At 56.7% G+C, this 15,455-nt stretch carries 10 protein-coding genes; 5 read left to right on the top strand and 5 right to left on the bottom strand.

What is annotated here, in order from left to right; genetic code table 11:
• Window positions 1–8: 8 nt before the first annotated feature.
• Window positions 9–4,181 carry a hypothetical protein gene (locus ACFWFP_RS13185; protein WP_379294968.1) on the bottom strand — a complete coding sequence of 1,391 codons (4,173 nt, stop codon included), beginning with the start codon at window positions 4,179–4,181 and terminating at the stop codon, window positions 9–11.
• Between the two features lie 19 nt (window positions 4,182–4,200).
• Between ACFWFP_RS13185 and ACFWFP_RS13180 the strand changes: the two genes are divergently transcribed.
• The 3 genes from ACFWFP_RS13180 to ACFWFP_RS13170 all read left to right on the top strand — a co-directional run bounded on the left by ACFWFP_RS13180 (window position 4,201) and on the right by ACFWFP_RS13170 (window position 7,673).
• A complete protein-coding gene (locus ACFWFP_RS13180; RefSeq protein WP_379294967.1) occupies window positions 4,201–5,586 on the top strand; it encodes an esterase/lipase family protein in 1,386 nt (461 codons plus the stop codon).
• Between the two features lie 75 nt (window positions 5,587–5,661).
• Window positions 5,662–6,099 carry an NUDIX domain-containing protein gene (locus tag ACFWFP_RS13175; RefSeq protein ID WP_379294966.1) on the top strand — a complete coding sequence of 146 codons (438 nt, stop codon included), beginning with the start codon at window positions 5,662–5,664 and terminating at the stop codon, window positions 6,097–6,099.
• Window positions 6,100–6,458: 359 nt separating this feature from the next.
• Window positions 6,459–7,673, top strand: coding sequence for a cytochrome P450 (locus tag ACFWFP_RS13170; protein ID WP_379294965.1), 1,215 nt, complete (start codon window positions 6,459–6,461; stop codon window positions 7,671–7,673).
• A 64-nt stretch (window positions 7,674–7,737) separates the two neighbouring features.
• Here ACFWFP_RS13170 and ACFWFP_RS13165 read toward each other — a convergent pair.
• From ACFWFP_RS13165 to ACFWFP_RS13155, 3 genes are all read right to left on the bottom strand, one after another.
• Window positions 7,738–8,534, bottom strand: a protein-coding gene (locus ACFWFP_RS13165) for an IS5 family transposase (RefSeq protein WP_379294964.1) whose coding sequence is annotated in 2 segments (ribosomal slippage) — window positions 7,738–8,189 and window positions 8,189–8,534 — 798 coding nt in all. Because the reading frame shifts where the segments join, the coding sequence is not laid out codon by codon here.
• A gap of 141 nt (window positions 8,535–8,675) precedes the next feature.
• Window positions 8,676–9,398: a restriction endonuclease gene (locus ACFWFP_RS13160; protein WP_379294963.1), complete on the bottom strand. Its 723-nt coding sequence runs from the start codon at window positions 9,396–9,398 to the stop codon at window positions 8,676–8,678.
• A gap of 807 nt (window positions 9,399–10,205) precedes the next feature.
• Window positions 10,206–11,192, bottom strand: a complete 987-nt coding sequence (locus ACFWFP_RS13155) for a hypothetical protein (RefSeq protein WP_379294962.1) — start codon at window positions 11,190–11,192, stop codon at window positions 10,206–10,208.
• 901 nt (window positions 11,193–12,093) lie between these two features.
• On the opposite strand from ACFWFP_RS13155, the gene ACFWFP_RS13150 reads away from it, so the two are divergent.
• Window positions 12,094–13,590, top strand: coding sequence for a tetratricopeptide repeat protein (locus ACFWFP_RS13150; RefSeq protein ID WP_379294961.1), 1,497 nt, complete (start codon window positions 12,094–12,096; stop codon window positions 13,588–13,590).
• Between the two features lie 77 nt (window positions 13,591–13,667).
• Here the strand turns inward: ACFWFP_RS13150 and ACFWFP_RS13145 are convergent, their stop codons facing one another.
• Window positions 13,668–13,862: a hypothetical protein gene (locus ACFWFP_RS13145; RefSeq protein WP_379294960.1), complete on the bottom strand. Its 195-nt coding sequence runs from the start codon at window positions 13,860–13,862 to the stop codon at window positions 13,668–13,670.
• A gap of 809 nt (window positions 13,863–14,671) precedes the next feature.
• On the opposite strand from ACFWFP_RS13145, the gene ACFWFP_RS13140 reads away from it, so the two are divergent.
• Window positions 14,672–15,178, top strand: a complete 507-nt coding sequence (locus ACFWFP_RS13140; protein ID WP_379294959.1) for a hypothetical protein — start codon at window positions 14,672–14,674, stop codon at window positions 15,176–15,178.
• Window positions 15,179–15,455: the final 277 nt, after the last annotated feature.

Genomic DNA, 15,455 nt, shown 5'->3' with positions numbered 1-15,455 from the left:
TGAACTGCCTACATCGCATTCTTCAAACTCAGAACTCCCCGATTAGTTGCAAAGAACATCGACTCTCCTGTGCAAGCTACCGCATTTACGCCGTCGATGGGAATACGCACAAGCACACCCGAATCAGGTCGCCACACAATCGCTTCTTCCGACGCCGCTACGATTAACACCACTCGTCGACCTCTGAACAAGCTGGCCGAAATACTGGTTATAGCGCCATCAGTGACCGATTCCTGGAGCACCAGAGAACCGTCAAATTGCCACAGGCGGACAATTCCATCATCACCTCCCGAAACTATCAATTGCTCACCATCGATTACCGTGGGCAAGACCGCTCGAACCCACTCTCGATGGCCACTCATGATTGCACAACACCGCCCGGTTTGCCACTCCCACAATCTCAAGCTGCCATCTGTACTAGCAGTAACCACATACTCCACTTCTCCAACTGTTACGAATCTATTATCACGGATCCACTCGGAATGTCCCGCGAGCGTCGAAACTACTGTTCCGCTGGCCAGATCCCATATCGAAACCACACGATCTTCTCCTCCGACGCAAACAAACTGCCGACCAAGTGATACATGAATATCTACCGTTTGCAGAGACTTCGAACTAGAATACTCAATAACCTTCTGGCCAGAGGTCGACCATAAACAAACACGACCATCGTGACCGACACTAGCGATCGACCAGACATTCAGATCACCAATTGAGGTAATGGCAATATCGGTAACTTCTCCATGATGCGCACGCCATTTTATACGCGGTCTTCCATTTGAACTATCCCAAATTTGCAAAAAGCCAGCAGAATCACCTGACACAACGAACTCAGACCCGCAGCTTAAACTCGCAGAGATCGCGGTAGTGTTCGCAACTATATTCGTCAAAGGAGGTGTTTCAATCTCGCCTCCGGTTTCAGACCAAATCCTAACAGTTCGATCCTGCCCCGCACTTGCAAACAGCATTCGCTGTTGGTTCGCTGGCAGCTCGGTCACCGACCACACAACACCAGAATGACCCTCGCAGATGCGCAAGCACTCGCCACTGAAAGGATCCCAAACCCGCACCGTGCCGTCGTTGCTAGATGAAGCGATGCGAACCTTTCCTTGATCAGAAACCCGCGCGACCCCGGACACCCAGTCGGTGTGACCATCCAAGGTCTTCATCAACTCCATAGCGACAGGATCCCAGACTCGGATCGTTTGGTCCATGCTGCTCGACACAAGTAGGTTCTCACCGTGACTACCCGCTATAAAAGTAAGGTCGGTAACAGAGTCTTCATGTCCATATAGATGCCCGCATTTACCCCAGTTTCCATTGGAGTATGACCAGAGCGAAATAGAATTTTCGTCCCCTCCGCATGCAAGGAGAGTTTCATCGGCGACGATCGCGGACGCCACGGCACGAACCCAATCTCCATGCATCAACTCGCCTGAGCATCGATTTTCATTGACGATCCAGATTCGAACACTTCCGGTATCGCCGGCGATTGCAAGAGCATTTGCACGGCCAGGCAACGAACAGAAATCGAGTATCTCACCGACGCCAGCATCAAAACTATCGATCAACGTAAACGAATCTGAGGACCACAGTTTCAATATCCTCCCCTCGGCAGAAAAGAAACATCCATTGTTTTCTGTAGACAGCCCAACCGATCTAATCCACGTCGAACTTGGACTCAGACGGCCAATACTGCTACCGACGCTCAGATCCCAGATTAGTGCAGATCCGTCCTGCGCTCCGGAGATCAGCAACGGCCTATCTAATAACTTGCCTCCTGATACCGTAAAAACTGGACCGCGGTGTCCAAGCATTTTCCTGTGAAACGCTGGCGGCCTAATTGCCGCCCAATTGGGCCACCAGAGACTGTCATCTTCACTGCGGTACGGGCAATCGATTCTATTTATCGCGAACTGTAGAGCCAGCATCGCTCTGCGCTCTGCTGGTGTTCTGCCACGCAAAGATTCTCCGATTTGAATGTAAAGGCTGAGCAGTCCGATGATAGGTAGCGTACGACACGACCAAACAGACTCGATCAAAACTTCGGGATCAGCTACTACCATGAAACCAGGATCATTTACTAGATCGGAAAGATCATTGCTTGCGCCAGCATGCGCACTCAGATAATGCCGGATATATGGATTGGCATCTGCCCATTCTTCACTTTTTCCGATCTCTATCATACATTGAGTTACTCTATGAGAAATCTCTGCAGCCTCCTCGGGGTCACTCGCCAGAGCTGCCGACAGGAGATCGCTGATTGCCTCATGGAAGATTCGATAGACAACCTGATCACCTTCCAATGATTCAATAAGGTACCAGGCACCTTCATTGACCAAAGCTAATGCATCGGCTTCGGTGTACGTACGGCCAGTGGGTGAAATTTCGCTCGCTACCGCGGGCCATATCTCACGGCGCGGCAGCCCTTTTCCATATGAATATCCTAGAGCGCTCAGCATATCTCGCGCCCTTTCGTAATCATCAAACCTCGCGAGATCCCGATCTACTGCAGCCTGCAAACCATTCGATGCGACATCACCAAGGACCACAGAAACCCACGAAGGATCGTAGACACAATTACTATTACGTCCTTCCAAAGCCCGCACAGCAAACCGGGCAATAAGAAATACGCCTGCTGCGATGGCAGCTACGCCTGTACCAGCAACCCGAGTCGCCTCTAGATCAGCCCAATTCTGCGTGAGCCGCTTTTCCACGTAGGCTGAAATACTTGAATCTGCGTCCGCATCATCCCTCAAATTGAAGGCCACAGAGTCACCGTCGGCGTCAAGTATCAATCCAATGATACTACTCGGCCCGTCACCAACCGGCGTACTTGTTGTCACCTCACGTGTTCCCACAATGACGCGAACTCCTGGCACCCTAGCCAGACCGACTACTAATTCGGACGCAATTGCAGCAACATATCCGTGCAAAGCCTCGTCAAGTGCATCGAACAGAATGAGGCGAGGTTTTGCAGATTGTGCCAGCAGGCATTCTATAACAAGTGACGCAGCAGGTTCCAAGGTCGAAGTCGGAATATTCAACGCGTGTGCGACTTCTCGCACAGAATCGTTGAGGCTTCGGTTCTTCAGATGAATGACAGCATCGAATAACCCAACTCGTGGACGCATGCCAGGATCCCCTGTAGTTAACCCTAGCGCCTCACACGCGCCTTGACTATTGAGATCTGCGAGTACGGCGAGTCGCCCGAGTATAGCCGATTTTCCCGATCCTGGCGGCCCCGTCAGTACGAAAACTCCGCGGTCGGCGTTATCTGCCCATTCAAGAATACGAGACGTCACCGAGCGCCGACCAGAAAAGTACCATCCAATATCGATCACATCCGCACCGGATGCCTTAAGTAGGAAGTGTTCACGTTCATTCGCTCGCAGGTGAGATAATAGATTGCCAAACTCTGCTGGTCGATCCGGGGCAGGCGGCACGAAAAGCGGATTCGGTATGATCCGGATCGAATCGCGCCCGGCGACTGTAGCGTATTGGTGGCTCCCCAATCGATCGACCAGTTCATCACACAACTCTCCAGCAGTTATGAAAGGATCTATATTCCGCCAATGCGCTTGCCCCACTGATCCATTGACGATGGCTTCAACTACTGCCTCTACAAATAACCCCGAATAGGAGAGTTCATGATGTAACGCTGACGCGATGACAGCGATCCGCGAAGGAGTGCTAGCTACGGAGTATGTGTGGCGTCCAAGAACCTGTTCCATTTCTAATGCGCCAGACCCCGACCGACAGCCATCGATCATCACCAACGCCTGGGTGACTCCACTGTTAACGATACATTCAACGATGTCGATCGTACTTATAGCATTTAGTGCCGTATACGGTGGCTTCGCTGGGCTGTTCCGAGCTAAAAGAAAGTAACGGCCCATATGCAGCCTACCATGAGCGCCTATATACAGGACTAGTTTGGCCGAAGGCATAGACTGCGCGCTGCTTGTCGCCCAGTTGGTGATAACTTGTAGTATCTCTATCGAGTCGGCTTGCTCTATCTGTTCAGGGACATGACACGCCGGGAACCCCAGCTGGCTGAACAGTCCAGCCAACCTCTCGGCACCGCTAATAGTCTCCGGCAGCGGAGGATGAGAGGTTCCTGCATAGTCAACCCCGATAGCGAGGATCGATCCCACATCTGGGGGGCGGAGGGTGTGCACGGGTGCCATACTATGCGAAATGACCTCACCGAGGTACCACTACGAAGTTTGGACAAACAAGGTGCAAGATTTCGTCGTTTTCATACCTGGAGTTCTCGGCAGTGTCCTAAAAAAGGACAGCACCGAAGTGTGGGGATATCATGCTTTGCTGGGGAGACCCGGCAGCGTCCGTACACGCTTGCTGAACAACCTAACTCTTCCAATAGATGCATTCGATAGTGAGGCAACTTCATCGGGAAGTCAGATCGCAGCCGATCGTATACTTCCGACTCCCGCACTTCTGCCTGGATTCTGGCGAACCGCAGGTTACAGGACTATTCTTAGCGCTCTTGAATCGGTCGCACCCGGAAGGGTATTCACCTTTCCGTACGACTGGCGACAATCAAATCGGATTACTGCACGCCTGCTGCGAAAATGGTTGTATGGCGAAATATTTCAATCCAATGGTATCGGTTCAGGAAATAGGATAGTCTTTGTCGCTCATTCCATGGGCGGTCTCGTGGCTCGATATTTTGCCGAATGTCTCGACGATGCACGCGTCACAACCAGAATTATAACGATCGGTACACCCTACCTCGGTGCAGCCAAAGCTCTAGCTTCGATCATGGACGGCACCGTCAAAATTGGGCCTGTCAGTTTGGGCTTGCGAGAGCTTTTGCTTTCATTTCCATCTGTGGCCGAACTGCTTCCGGTCTATCCATGTATAGTGGACGACTTATCTGCGTCACCGCGGAGGGCGAACCTTGCTTCGTTTGATCAGCGCGTTCTCGACCTTCTTGATCATGGAGATAGATTCCATCGAGAACTACATATTCGTGCTAAAGAAAATGAAGGATCAGGCCCGCGATACAGTGCAATACTAGGCAATCGAAGCAGGACAGAACATATGTTCCGATGGGATGGCAAGAACCTTGCCAGCCATGAGACCACTGACCCCTATTCCGATGGGGACGGCACGGTCTCCAGAATCTCTGCATCGCCGCCAGAATGGTTTGACGACTCCGCAGCAACGTTTGTAAATGGTCGACACGCTACCTTGCATGAATCCAGGCGAGTTCAGCGTCAGATTTGTGGAATAATTTCCTCACGTCCGCGTGAACCGATGGATGTCGGATTTTCGGAGTTTACTATTGATTCGATCGATGAAGTTGTCTTGGCCGGCGGCATACTTAAAGCTGCCGTCAGATCGACGTCCGGCTCGCCACTACCGCCGTTGCTTTTTTCACTTTTCGACTCTACTGGGCGACGGGTAGGTGACGTTGTACCGTTCCGTTCTCATCGACACACAAATTCGATCGCGGCAATGACTCTCGAAAAACCAGGTGTTTACAGTTGGGAGATCCGCTCTCCACTGGGTATGAGCTCAGCGATAGACCCTATAACTGACGTCGTTTGGGTGGCGTGATTGGCACTAGCGGAACTCTATTGACAGTTCAAATTTGCGATTCGGCAATAATTAGACAGACAGAAAGGCTACAAGATGCGTCCTCAGGACCAGACTTTCGATAGAAATACAAATGCGATGCAAAAAGTTGGTGCCGTCATCATCCACGATCGCAAAATTATGGTTGTGCGAAAGAAGAACGAAGAGCAGCTTGAGTGCATCATGCCAGGGGGAAGAATGGAGCTTGGCGAATCGCAACTCGAGTGTTTGACTCGAGAGTTGGCCGAAGAATTGAACGTGAGACTTCTGCGCGAGGAATACATAGGAACGTACAAAGATATTGCCGTCTTCGAGGGCGTACCGTTGGTGATCCACGCATATCTTGCAATCATAGAAGGCGATCCTATGCCTGCCAATGAGATAAAAGAATTTTTGTGGATAGACTCCGCCTTCGAGCAGGATGGCATCCGTGTCGGATCGATAATGGCGCGTAAAGTAATTCCAGAAATGAAGCGACGAGACATTATAGACTGATGGTTAGCGGGTGCCTCGTCATGCAGTCTTACTTAGGTAACCAGGCTGCGGCTGGCGAAACTGTCCGCAAAATCATATATCGGTCGATCGCCGGGCTGCAAGGTTAAGCCTTGCGAGGTCATGTATATAGTCGGAGGTCAGTGTGCAATGGTCGGAAGGAGCGATGGCATTAGCGTAGTGCCGACAGTTTGCTGCGACGTGCGGCTGGCGATTCACTAGCGCATGTCATACGCGCTGCTAGACATTGCAACCTTGAGTTGCAAGATAACGACGATCAGTACTGATTCATATCGAAACTAACTACTTGGGCGAAGCGCTGGTTGCCGACTCGGTGTGGCAGATACTCGAAGGTAGGATATATGCTCAGATTCCCGCAAGATTTTCCAGTATCTGGAGATCGTCCGATCCCGTCTAAGTTGCTACACATACTCGAATCAGGTTCTATTGTTAAGGTAGAAATGCCTAGTAGCGAGTGCGCCTGGTTAATTACCGGGTATCACAACGTTCGTAGGTGTCTTTTGGATCCGGCACTATCGCGTGCGATTGCGTATGGTGGCGCACCACGTCTATTCGGCGATGACATTACGTCGGTGCCCGGCTGCGTTTTTAACATGGAAGGACGACGTCATCAGCAACTTCGTGGCGCGATTTCGCCGCTGTTTACGGAGTCTGCGCTGAGGCATTGGGAATTCCGTGCCGGGGTGATAACAGAGCGACTGTTCAGAGACATCTCTGAGAGCTCAGCATTTGACGCCACCGATGCCATCGCGAAGCCGCTTGTGCTGCGACTCGTGAGTGAAATGCTCGGGTTATCCGTTGCTGAGGCACAGACTGTCAGGGCTTTGATCGCCGAGCAAACAAGTCTGGTCGGCGACCCCAAAGCTGTGCGGTTAGCAACTGAAAATATCGTAAGGCTGGCAGAGACTCTTTTGATGAACGTACCGCAGCACGGATTGTTTTCAACACTGTCCCGTCAAGGAAAGAAATCAGCGGCAGTACGCGAAGACGAACGCGTTGGCACGGCGGCGATGCTTCTCTTCAATGTTGTGGAGCCAATGGTTCCCATTCTGGCCTTTGCGATGGCGCGATCTGTCTTATGCATGTCTATTATCGCGCCCGACGGGACAATTGCCCTCCCTGCGACACCAGATATTTCGCTGCTTCGAGGGGTCATTGCGGAGGTGCTTAGATTTTACAATAATGGACCTATCAATATGCCGAGAGTCGCCGTATCGAAGGTTGATATAGGTGCCGTTTCGATCAAACGTGGCGACGCTGTACTTACATCAACGCTATCCGCGGGTTGGGATGGGAGTGTATATGCTAATCCGGAAGCATTTGATCCGTGGCGGCGGACTTATCATTCCCTTGCCTTCGGCACAGGAAGACATCGGTGCATGGGTGCAGAATTTGTGCAACGTGTTTCCGCTGTGGTCGCTGGCCGTTTCTTGGCTTTGCTAGCACATCGCGGAGTGCTTGCCATAGATTCTTCTTCCGCTCCTCCGCTGTTTAATCGTGAACGTAGCTCGAATTTTTTGTATAGCCCGAGCTCTTTTGTATTTCACCTACGATGACCCGACTTGACAACGCCTTTTTCTGGTCGTCGCCTGAGCAATCGTGAAGGGCTTAGAGCTCCGATCAGATTCGATTGCTGAGTCGTCGCCAGCAGATCAGCGCAGCGGCGAGGTCGAGAAATCCTTGATGGATGTCGGTGCGACGTTCCCAACGGACGGCCAAGCGCCGGTATTGGTGCAGCAAGGCCAGTGTTTGCTCGATGATCCAGCGGCCGGCGGTCACTTTGTCGCGGGTGCCTCGGCGTGGGATGTAGCCGGTGATCCGCCGACGTTCGAGTTCGTCGTAGACCCGCGGATAGTCGTAGCCCTTGTCCGCGATCAGGGTCGTGATCTTCTCGCGTGGTCGCCCGAGACGTCCTCGTAGCGGCCGCACACGATCGAGCAGTTCGGGCAGCACGAGATGGTCGTGCACGTTGGCCGCTGACTGAACGACCGCGAGCGGGAGCCCATTGCCGCAGGTCAGGATGTGGTGTTTCGCTCCGGTTTTGCGGCGGTCGACCGGGCTTGGACCTGTGTCGGTGCCCCTTTTTTCGCCCGCACGTGTGAGCCGTCGGGGATGACGCGGCCGAAATCGATCAGTCCCGCGCGGTGGCAGTGGGCGAGCATCGTGGTGTGCATGGCCTCGAACACCCCGACGGTCTGCCAGTCACGTAGCCGACGCCAGCAGGTCATCCCAGACCCGAACCCCAGCTCCTGTGGCAGGTCTTCCCACCCGATGCCGGTGATCAGCACGAACAAGATCCCTTGCAGGACGAGCCGATCGTTCATCCTTGCTGGTCCCGGTGTTCCCGGCGGCTTGACCGGTAGTAGCGGTTCGATCACTGCCCACAGCTGGTTGTCCACGATCCACGGCGCTGCCACGACGAAACATCTTGCACTACAATAGAACTCGTCGCTACCTACCAGAACCTGTTAGGAGCTCTTAGCTCCAAATAGACATCCAGGTCAGAACCGGTTTCAAACCGGTTCTGACCTGGTATATTCGGCCCAACCGGACCCGACTTATTTGGATAGATCCGACTTTGGACTGATCAGGTCGAATTCGGCAGCCAGCGTCGGCCAGCGTCGCAGCATCCGTTCGAGTTCACTTGATGACCACAGTGTGATCAAGGGGCGGTCGCCGGCGCGGTTGTGGTTCTCAACCCACTGAACAGCGTCGCGGGTGAATGAGCCGGATGTAGCGATAGTCAGCCGACGCACCGGCTCACCCTCCCACAGCGGCATTTTTGCGTACACCAGGTCGCTGATGTCGGATGTGCTGACACCTCGTCCGGGCCAGTGCTTGGCTTGGACGATCAGACGCTCAAGTGTTTCCGCTCCAAGACCATCGCTGACCTGTAAGAAGGCCTCGATGTCGCGGCCACAGTCGGGTGCGTTAACGTTCATCAGACGGTTGATCTTCGTGTAGGCTTCCGACACTTCCAACAGCCGGGCGATCAACTGCTCGAACCGGTCGGCGTCGACGCGCTGCCAGTTCAGTGTCAGCTGACTGAGTACGTCAGCGGCGCCGAGGATCTCGATCAACTGCCGAGCTGACGCACGGTCGAACTGCATCGAGGCGCTGGACTTGAGCTGGCCGTGGCGACCTTCCCGGAGGCTCAAATGCAATAAAGGCGTTCCGTCGTCGGCCTCGATCACGTGGTAGGTGCAGATCTGGTGGTCTCTGACGCGGTGCGGTCTCGGAGACTCTCCGACCCCCGGCTCGATGTTGGTAATAAGCGCCATCGCAGTCCCCTTCGAAGGTCGGGCAGTCATCAACTTTGGCTGCACATCGGATCCCGTGGGTAGATGATCGCACTCCCTACCGACAAGTTCAGCGTGCCGAGATCGCCGCTCACTCCGACGGTTCTGGTGCGGTGTCTACGCTGTGTCAGCGATTGGCATTGGGAGGATTTCGACCCCCGGTGGCCTTTGGCAGGTGCGATCGGTGTAGGGCACGCTGACCGCGCGGATATGCATAACCGTGCAGGTACTTGAGGGTGGCCTTAATGTCCTTGGTCAAGAGATAGGGATCGAGACTCGTGGAGTCATTGGGATCGAGAGGCTCGAATCCGAAGCGGTGCCACCAGTGGTACGCATCCACGTTCCGAGCTTGACCAGAACTGTCCGGAATGCGGCGGTTTCATTCAGGCCGACAGCCACCGCGAGGATGTGGGAGACCATTTGTGTACCAAGACCATGGGTTACTTCACTCTCGTCGGTGGCCAACCGCCCGATCGAGAGTGCCGGCACTTACGACCCGACACCGGCAACAACGGCCCGATCCGAGCCCACGCCCGGTCCGCCACCTCACCCGACCAACCACCACCCAGACGTAGCAGTCAACTGCCGCAGTCAATTACAGGACATGGTCTAGATGCTGCTCACATATCGCGGTGGGATCGCCGGTCGGTTCCGAGTCCAGCTTCGGTTCGTACTGCGGTACCGGCTGGACTGCTATGAGTCTGTGTCATGCCTGGTTAGACGTTGCAGAACATGAAACGGTTCCATCGAGTTTCAAGAGACCTCCCGCTCCGTCGACGTGCTCTGCGGTCACTCGACTGTCGGTTGCTGGGTTAGTCGGCGCAGGAATGTGTACTTGGAGAGGTAGTTCGTTTTTGCCGGGATAGCTAGGTCTGCGAGGTGCCGGGTCGTCCAACCCCGAAGCGAGTTGAGTTCTTCGATCATCTCGCTACGGCACTCGCGTTCGGTACCACGGGATCGGAGGTATTCGATCTCGAGCTGCTGGAGCACCGTGCCGGGATGCTCGGGGAATACGCAGCGGTCGGCCATGATCGAGTAGATGTGTCCGGTGTTGACGCTTTCGACGTTGTTGTCGAACCGGGTACGGGTGAAATCCCCGAGGTAGCTGACTTCCAGGCCGAGTCGCTGGTGTAGGTAGGACTGCATCTGCGCGATGTCGGTGAGGGCCTCGGAGACAGTGGTTTTGGTTTCGTAGCGGGCGAATCCGTCCTGGGTGAACCGTTTGCGTTTGATGACGTGACCGCCCGCCCGGCGTGGGATGAACGAGGCGTATCCGCAGTCGGCCGAGGTCGGTCCGGTGACCTCGAACATGTAGCTGTGGAAATGCCACATCTCGCAGGCGTTGGCGAACTCGAGCCGCAGGTAGTCAGGCTCGCCGCGCTCGATCTCGGCGGCGATACCCCGGGTGAGTGCGTAGATGTCGGTGTCGGGGTCGAGGGTGAACTTGTGCTCGTACTCCACCCCGGCGTCGATGGTGAAATACCAGCATTCGTGGCTGCCCACCGTGGCCGAGAACTCCGGCAGCCGGTCCACAACATCGGCAAGGACCGCCGCCGAGGGCTCCGTCGTTGTGGCGCGGCTGTTCTCGGCGAAGCTGAAGACGTGGGCGATCTCGGCGACGCGGTGGAAGAGCCCCGCCTCGTCGTTGAGGCGGGAAGGCACATACACCACCCAGCACCGCTGCCGGAGGTCCGCGGCGAGAACGGCCAGCGGCATCGATTCTCGCCGCGCCGACCCCTCGACGCCGGTGGTGTCTTCGCGCCAACGGTGCGACACCGCGAAGGTGAGCGGTCGTTCTCGTCGATATCCTCGGCGGCGCGTTGTGCGCGAGTCAGTGCTTCTTCGCATTCGTTCCGCAGGTCGAGCACTGCGTAGGCTTGTGCTTGTTCGGCGCCGATTCTGGCTCGCGCGGCAGGCTGCAGGTAATCGGAGACGCCAGCGGCCTCCTTGAGGATCCGGAGTCCGATGACGACGTCGCCATCGGAACTGATCAACGTTGCCGCATCCGAGCGAAGGTTGCTTTCGAAGATGCGCGCGATCCCGCCCATCGTCTTGTCCTGGAGTTGGTCGGCGAGTTTTCGGGCGAACGCGCAATGTGTGAGGGCCATCGGTCGGTCACCGATGGCGCTCCACACCCGGCTTGCCACAACGGATGTCCCGCCCAGTAGTGCCCCGGCGCGCAGCTTGATGCGGTCGTCGGTCGCAGCCCGGAACAAGGATGCGACGGCGTCTCGGTGGGCTTCTATCGGGCCGATCAGCGCATCAGGTGCGATGCTTTGGCGCTGGCCCGCCAGTAGATCGGTGACGGCGGCAAAGCTACCGAGAGAACCTTCTGAAGCCGCAAGCGAGCGCATCAGCGACGAGGCCGCGCTGCCGTCGAAGACTTCGATCGTTCTCCGATCGCTCTCCGCTGGCAGGTAGCTGCCTGTTGGAGTGGCTGTGAGTGCCGCGCTCGCCGGTTTGGCGGTCCCGCGTGAGGTCGCGGGTCGTCGGCCGCTCCATGCGGCCTCGCCCTCTGCGACAATAGGACCGCGTTAGAACCGTAGCTCGACGCGAGCTCGACGCCCTTTACACCGATCATCTAATCACCGAAACCGCACCAGGCCGCTACAGATTCCACGACCTTCTCGGCGAATATGCGCGCACTCTCGCCGCGGAGGATTCTGTCGAGGATCAGATGGACGCGTTCGGCCGACTCGCCGACTACTACCAGCACACCGCGTTGGCAGCCATCAGCCACGCTGACCAATCTAAACCCGACGATGGTCCATCGCGTGTAGCGGCCCCGAAGATCGCTACCTATCTCGAAGCCTCGGCCTGGATGCGAACCGAGCGCCCGAATCTGTTGGCTTGCTTGTTGACTGCGGCATCGCACGGCCAACTCCTGCGAGTGATCGACTTGACTAACGCCCTTACCGGCGAAGTGCACCTACATGGCAACTGGCAACAAGCCGTGGCCATACAACGGCGAGCAGCGGTCGCTAGCGACACCATCGGTGACCGTGCGGTCGAGACCTTCGCCGTCAAGGACCACGGCGTGGCCGGAATTCTCGCCGATGACTACGCCACCGCCGCTGAAGCACTGCACGAACTCCTGATGTCCGCTACGGCTGACGATCGAACCCTCGTCGCGGCGCTTCAGGCTTTGGCCCGCGCCTACTACGTCGCCGGTGACTTCGCCGGCGCGATCACGGCACTGCGACAGGCTCAGCCTCTGTGCCGTAGCGTCGGGTCCCTCAAGGCCGAGGCGACAGTGTGCAACACCTTGGGCTGGGTGATCCACCTCACCGGCGACTACGCTGCCGCGATCACCGTCGTGGAACAGGCATTGACTCTGCATCACGACCTCGGCAACCGTGCCGGTGTCGCTGCCGCGCTGAGCTCACTGGGATGGATTCAGCACCTGATCGGCGACTACACAACAGCTTTCGACCTACTGCAACAATGCCACGACATCTATCGCGACCTCGGAAAGCTGACCAGCCAGGCGTTCACCGCCAGCACCACCGCATGGCTGAGATATTTGAACGGCGACTATGCAATAGCAGAACAAGCCGGCTTGGCCGCGCTGAGGATCTATCGCGAGTTGGGCAACATCGTCGGCGAAGCGACGATGCTCAGCAACTTCAGTTGGCTGCACCTGGTCGCTGGTGACTATCCGGCCGCCGAAGCCTCCGCTCAACGGGCACTGACCATCTACCGCAGCCTCGACAACAAACCTGGCGAAGCGAGTGCACTCAACAACCTCGGGCGAATCCGCGCCTGCGACGGGGATGTCGAGACCGCCAACGAATTCATCGAGCTGGCCGTGCAGATCCACCGCGGTATCGGCAACCGTATCGGCGAAGCCGAAGCACTCAGCAACCTCGGATGGATCCGATCGCTATCAGACGATCACCGCGATGCATATTCGCTGTTGAAGCGTGCCGTTGCGACATTCCGCAGCACCGGACACCGATCCGGGGAAGCTGAAGCATTGAACCGGATCGGTGAGTTGTTGGCTCGGTCTGGCAAGATCACCGAATCGGCGCAGGCTTATCAGCAAGCTTTCGAACTCGCCCACCGCATCAATAATCGCGTCGAACAGGAGAATGCGTTGCGAGGTCTCGCCGGCTGTCACGCAGAACACGATCGCTCACCGTTGGCCCGCAACGAGCCACACGAGTCCCCATGATCCACGGCGATCTGCGGCGAACAGTGCCGACTGGCCACGATGCCGACACACGTCCCTCATGTGTCGGCATCGCGGGCCTATAGAGCGCCGAGATGCACCAACAGCACGACGACGAGCGTGACAGTCCCAGCGAATCCGACACAGCCGTCGCGGATCGCGGCGGTGAGCTGCTCGCCATCGGCGTGGGTGAGCAAGCCACTGAGAAGTCCGACGATGATCCCGATCAGTATCGAGATCGTGACCAGCAAAGCCTTACGCGTCGTGCTGAGCATGGCAATCACCCTTCCCGTAACACGTCGCGCCATGACCGCAACGATGCGGTGCCGCGTACCCCTCTTTCCGGATGTAAATTTTCTCTCCAGAACAACCTCTGCAGCGAGCTGATTCTCGATCGATCACGCACGACCGAACGGTGCCCCTGCCTTCAGCAGCGTCAATTAGCATGGCCTGCCTTCTTTTACGTACCAATGGACGACATCGCAGGTACAGAGCGGGGATAGTGAGTTCGGTCTTGACCTGCGATGACAACCACAGACGCTAGAGACAACGGCGCGTCGGCACAGGAACAGTCGCCCGCCAGGATACGAATGTACACAGGTGACGATGCGAATCCGGACCGGACAACCTGAGCTTCGGCCGGAGGAACCGGACACCTATACCCGAGAAGGTCCCAGATCGAAGTCGGTGAGTTCACGCCTGAGGTTCGGACGTGGAGGTCGCGCGGTCCTTCGCGGGGCGTGGTGTCTGTCTCTCGCGGCGCGGCTTGCTTGATGGCTATCGCGACGACAACGAGCATCAAGGGCGCCTGCGGCGTCGCTACGCGATGGCTGCGCCACCCTTGACGCGCGCCGCCGTCGTAATCGAGTCGCCATCAGGCCACACCGGGAGGGACAGACACCACCCAGGCCGAGCAGCGCTCAGGATCGGGAGATCGCGGCCGAGGCCGCGGAAAGGAAATCCGCTCGCCGCGGGGACAGGCCGCCCAAAATGGCGGGCAGGAGCAGATCGGCTGACGGGCGGTTATCGCTGCTCACGGGCGTGTTGACAGGAGATTGCACGGTCCTCGAGTAGATGTATTGGCATGAAGCTTTACGACTTGTTGAAGATTCCACGCTCGGGTAACGACCTAGTTGCAACACTGGAGGAGTTCCTGGCCGACCCCCGAGTTGCCCAACTGCAATGGCCGAGGGATGTCGTGGACCAATGGTTATGGGAGCACGGCAACCACCCGGAGTTCCTCGACGACTACGGAAGCCTGGCATTGGAGGCGGTGCATTGGACTCTGGAGTGGCGTCCGCTAGCAGAGCTGGTGCGTGTACCAACGGGTCCGAGCGAAGCCGATGTGTTGGAGATATACGCGAAGTCCCATGACCATTGGGTTCAAGGTCGCCGACCTGAGGTCTCGAAAGCGTGGGAGATGGACGGAACATGGCTGCAACCTCCGATCCTGATCGAGCGCGCGTTGCTGAACCCGCTGGACAGCGGTCTCCAGGTTGTCGAAGGGCGGACGCGTGTTGGTGTGCTGCGCGGCCGTCATCGTGCCGGGCGTAATGTTGCCCGCCTGCACAGTGTGTGGGTAGGGCGCTAGCCGCGCACCAGCGGTACTGCCAGCGCAAATACTGTCGAACTTGCCCCAGAAACGCAGTGGTGGCAGATAATCGAGTACGCCCAAACGGGGCCTGATCCAGGACGATCTTCGGTCCAGGCACCGCTCTCGCTTGTTCTTGGTATGACTCTCCGCGAATTGACCGTGCTGTAGGTGTCCGAGAGGTTCTATGTCCGAGCCGCCATCCACGAACGAAGCTACGTCTCCTGCCCCCGACACAAGCCCGCCTGCGCCTGCTGCGTCGACTCAGGCTGCGTCT

It is taken from the genome of Nocardia sp. NPDC060249 (genome assembly GCF_042728755.1).
In the GTDB taxonomy this organism is placed as follows: Bacteria; Actinomycetota; Actinomycetes; order Mycobacteriales; family Mycobacteriaceae; genus Nocardia.
The sequence above is the reverse complement of the archived record's forward strand: the minus strand, read 5'-3'. Positions and strand labels throughout refer to the sequence as shown.

Bases quoted from the DNA above. Each gene is read 5' to 3' on its own strand.
- ACFWFP_RS13160 (WP_379294963.1), bottom strand. From the start codon at position 9,398: ATGGCGCTTATTACCAACATCGAGCCGGGGGTCGGAGAGTCTCCGAGA.
- ACFWFP_RS13175 (WP_379294966.1), top strand. From the start codon at position 5,662: ATGCGTCCTCAGGACCAGACTTTCGATAGAAATACAAATGCGATGCAA.
- ACFWFP_RS13140 (WP_379294959.1), top strand. From the start codon at position 14,672: ATGAAGCTTTACGACTTGTTGAAGATTCCACGCTCGGGTAACGACCTA.
- ACFWFP_RS13170 (WP_379294965.1), top strand. From the start codon at position 6,459: ATGCTCAGATTCCCGCAAGATTTTCCAGTATCTGGAGATCGTCCGATC.
- ACFWFP_RS13180 (WP_379294967.1), top strand. From the start codon at position 4,201: ATGACCTCACCGAGGTACCACTACGAAGTTTGGACAAACAAGGTGCAA.
- ACFWFP_RS13145 (WP_379294960.1), bottom strand. From the start codon at position 13,862: ATGCTCAGCACGACGCGTAAGGCTTTGCTGGTCACGATCTCGATACTG.
- ACFWFP_RS13150 (WP_379294961.1), top strand. From the start codon at position 12,094: ATGGACGCGTTCGGCCGACTCGCCGACTACTACCAGCACACCGCGTTG.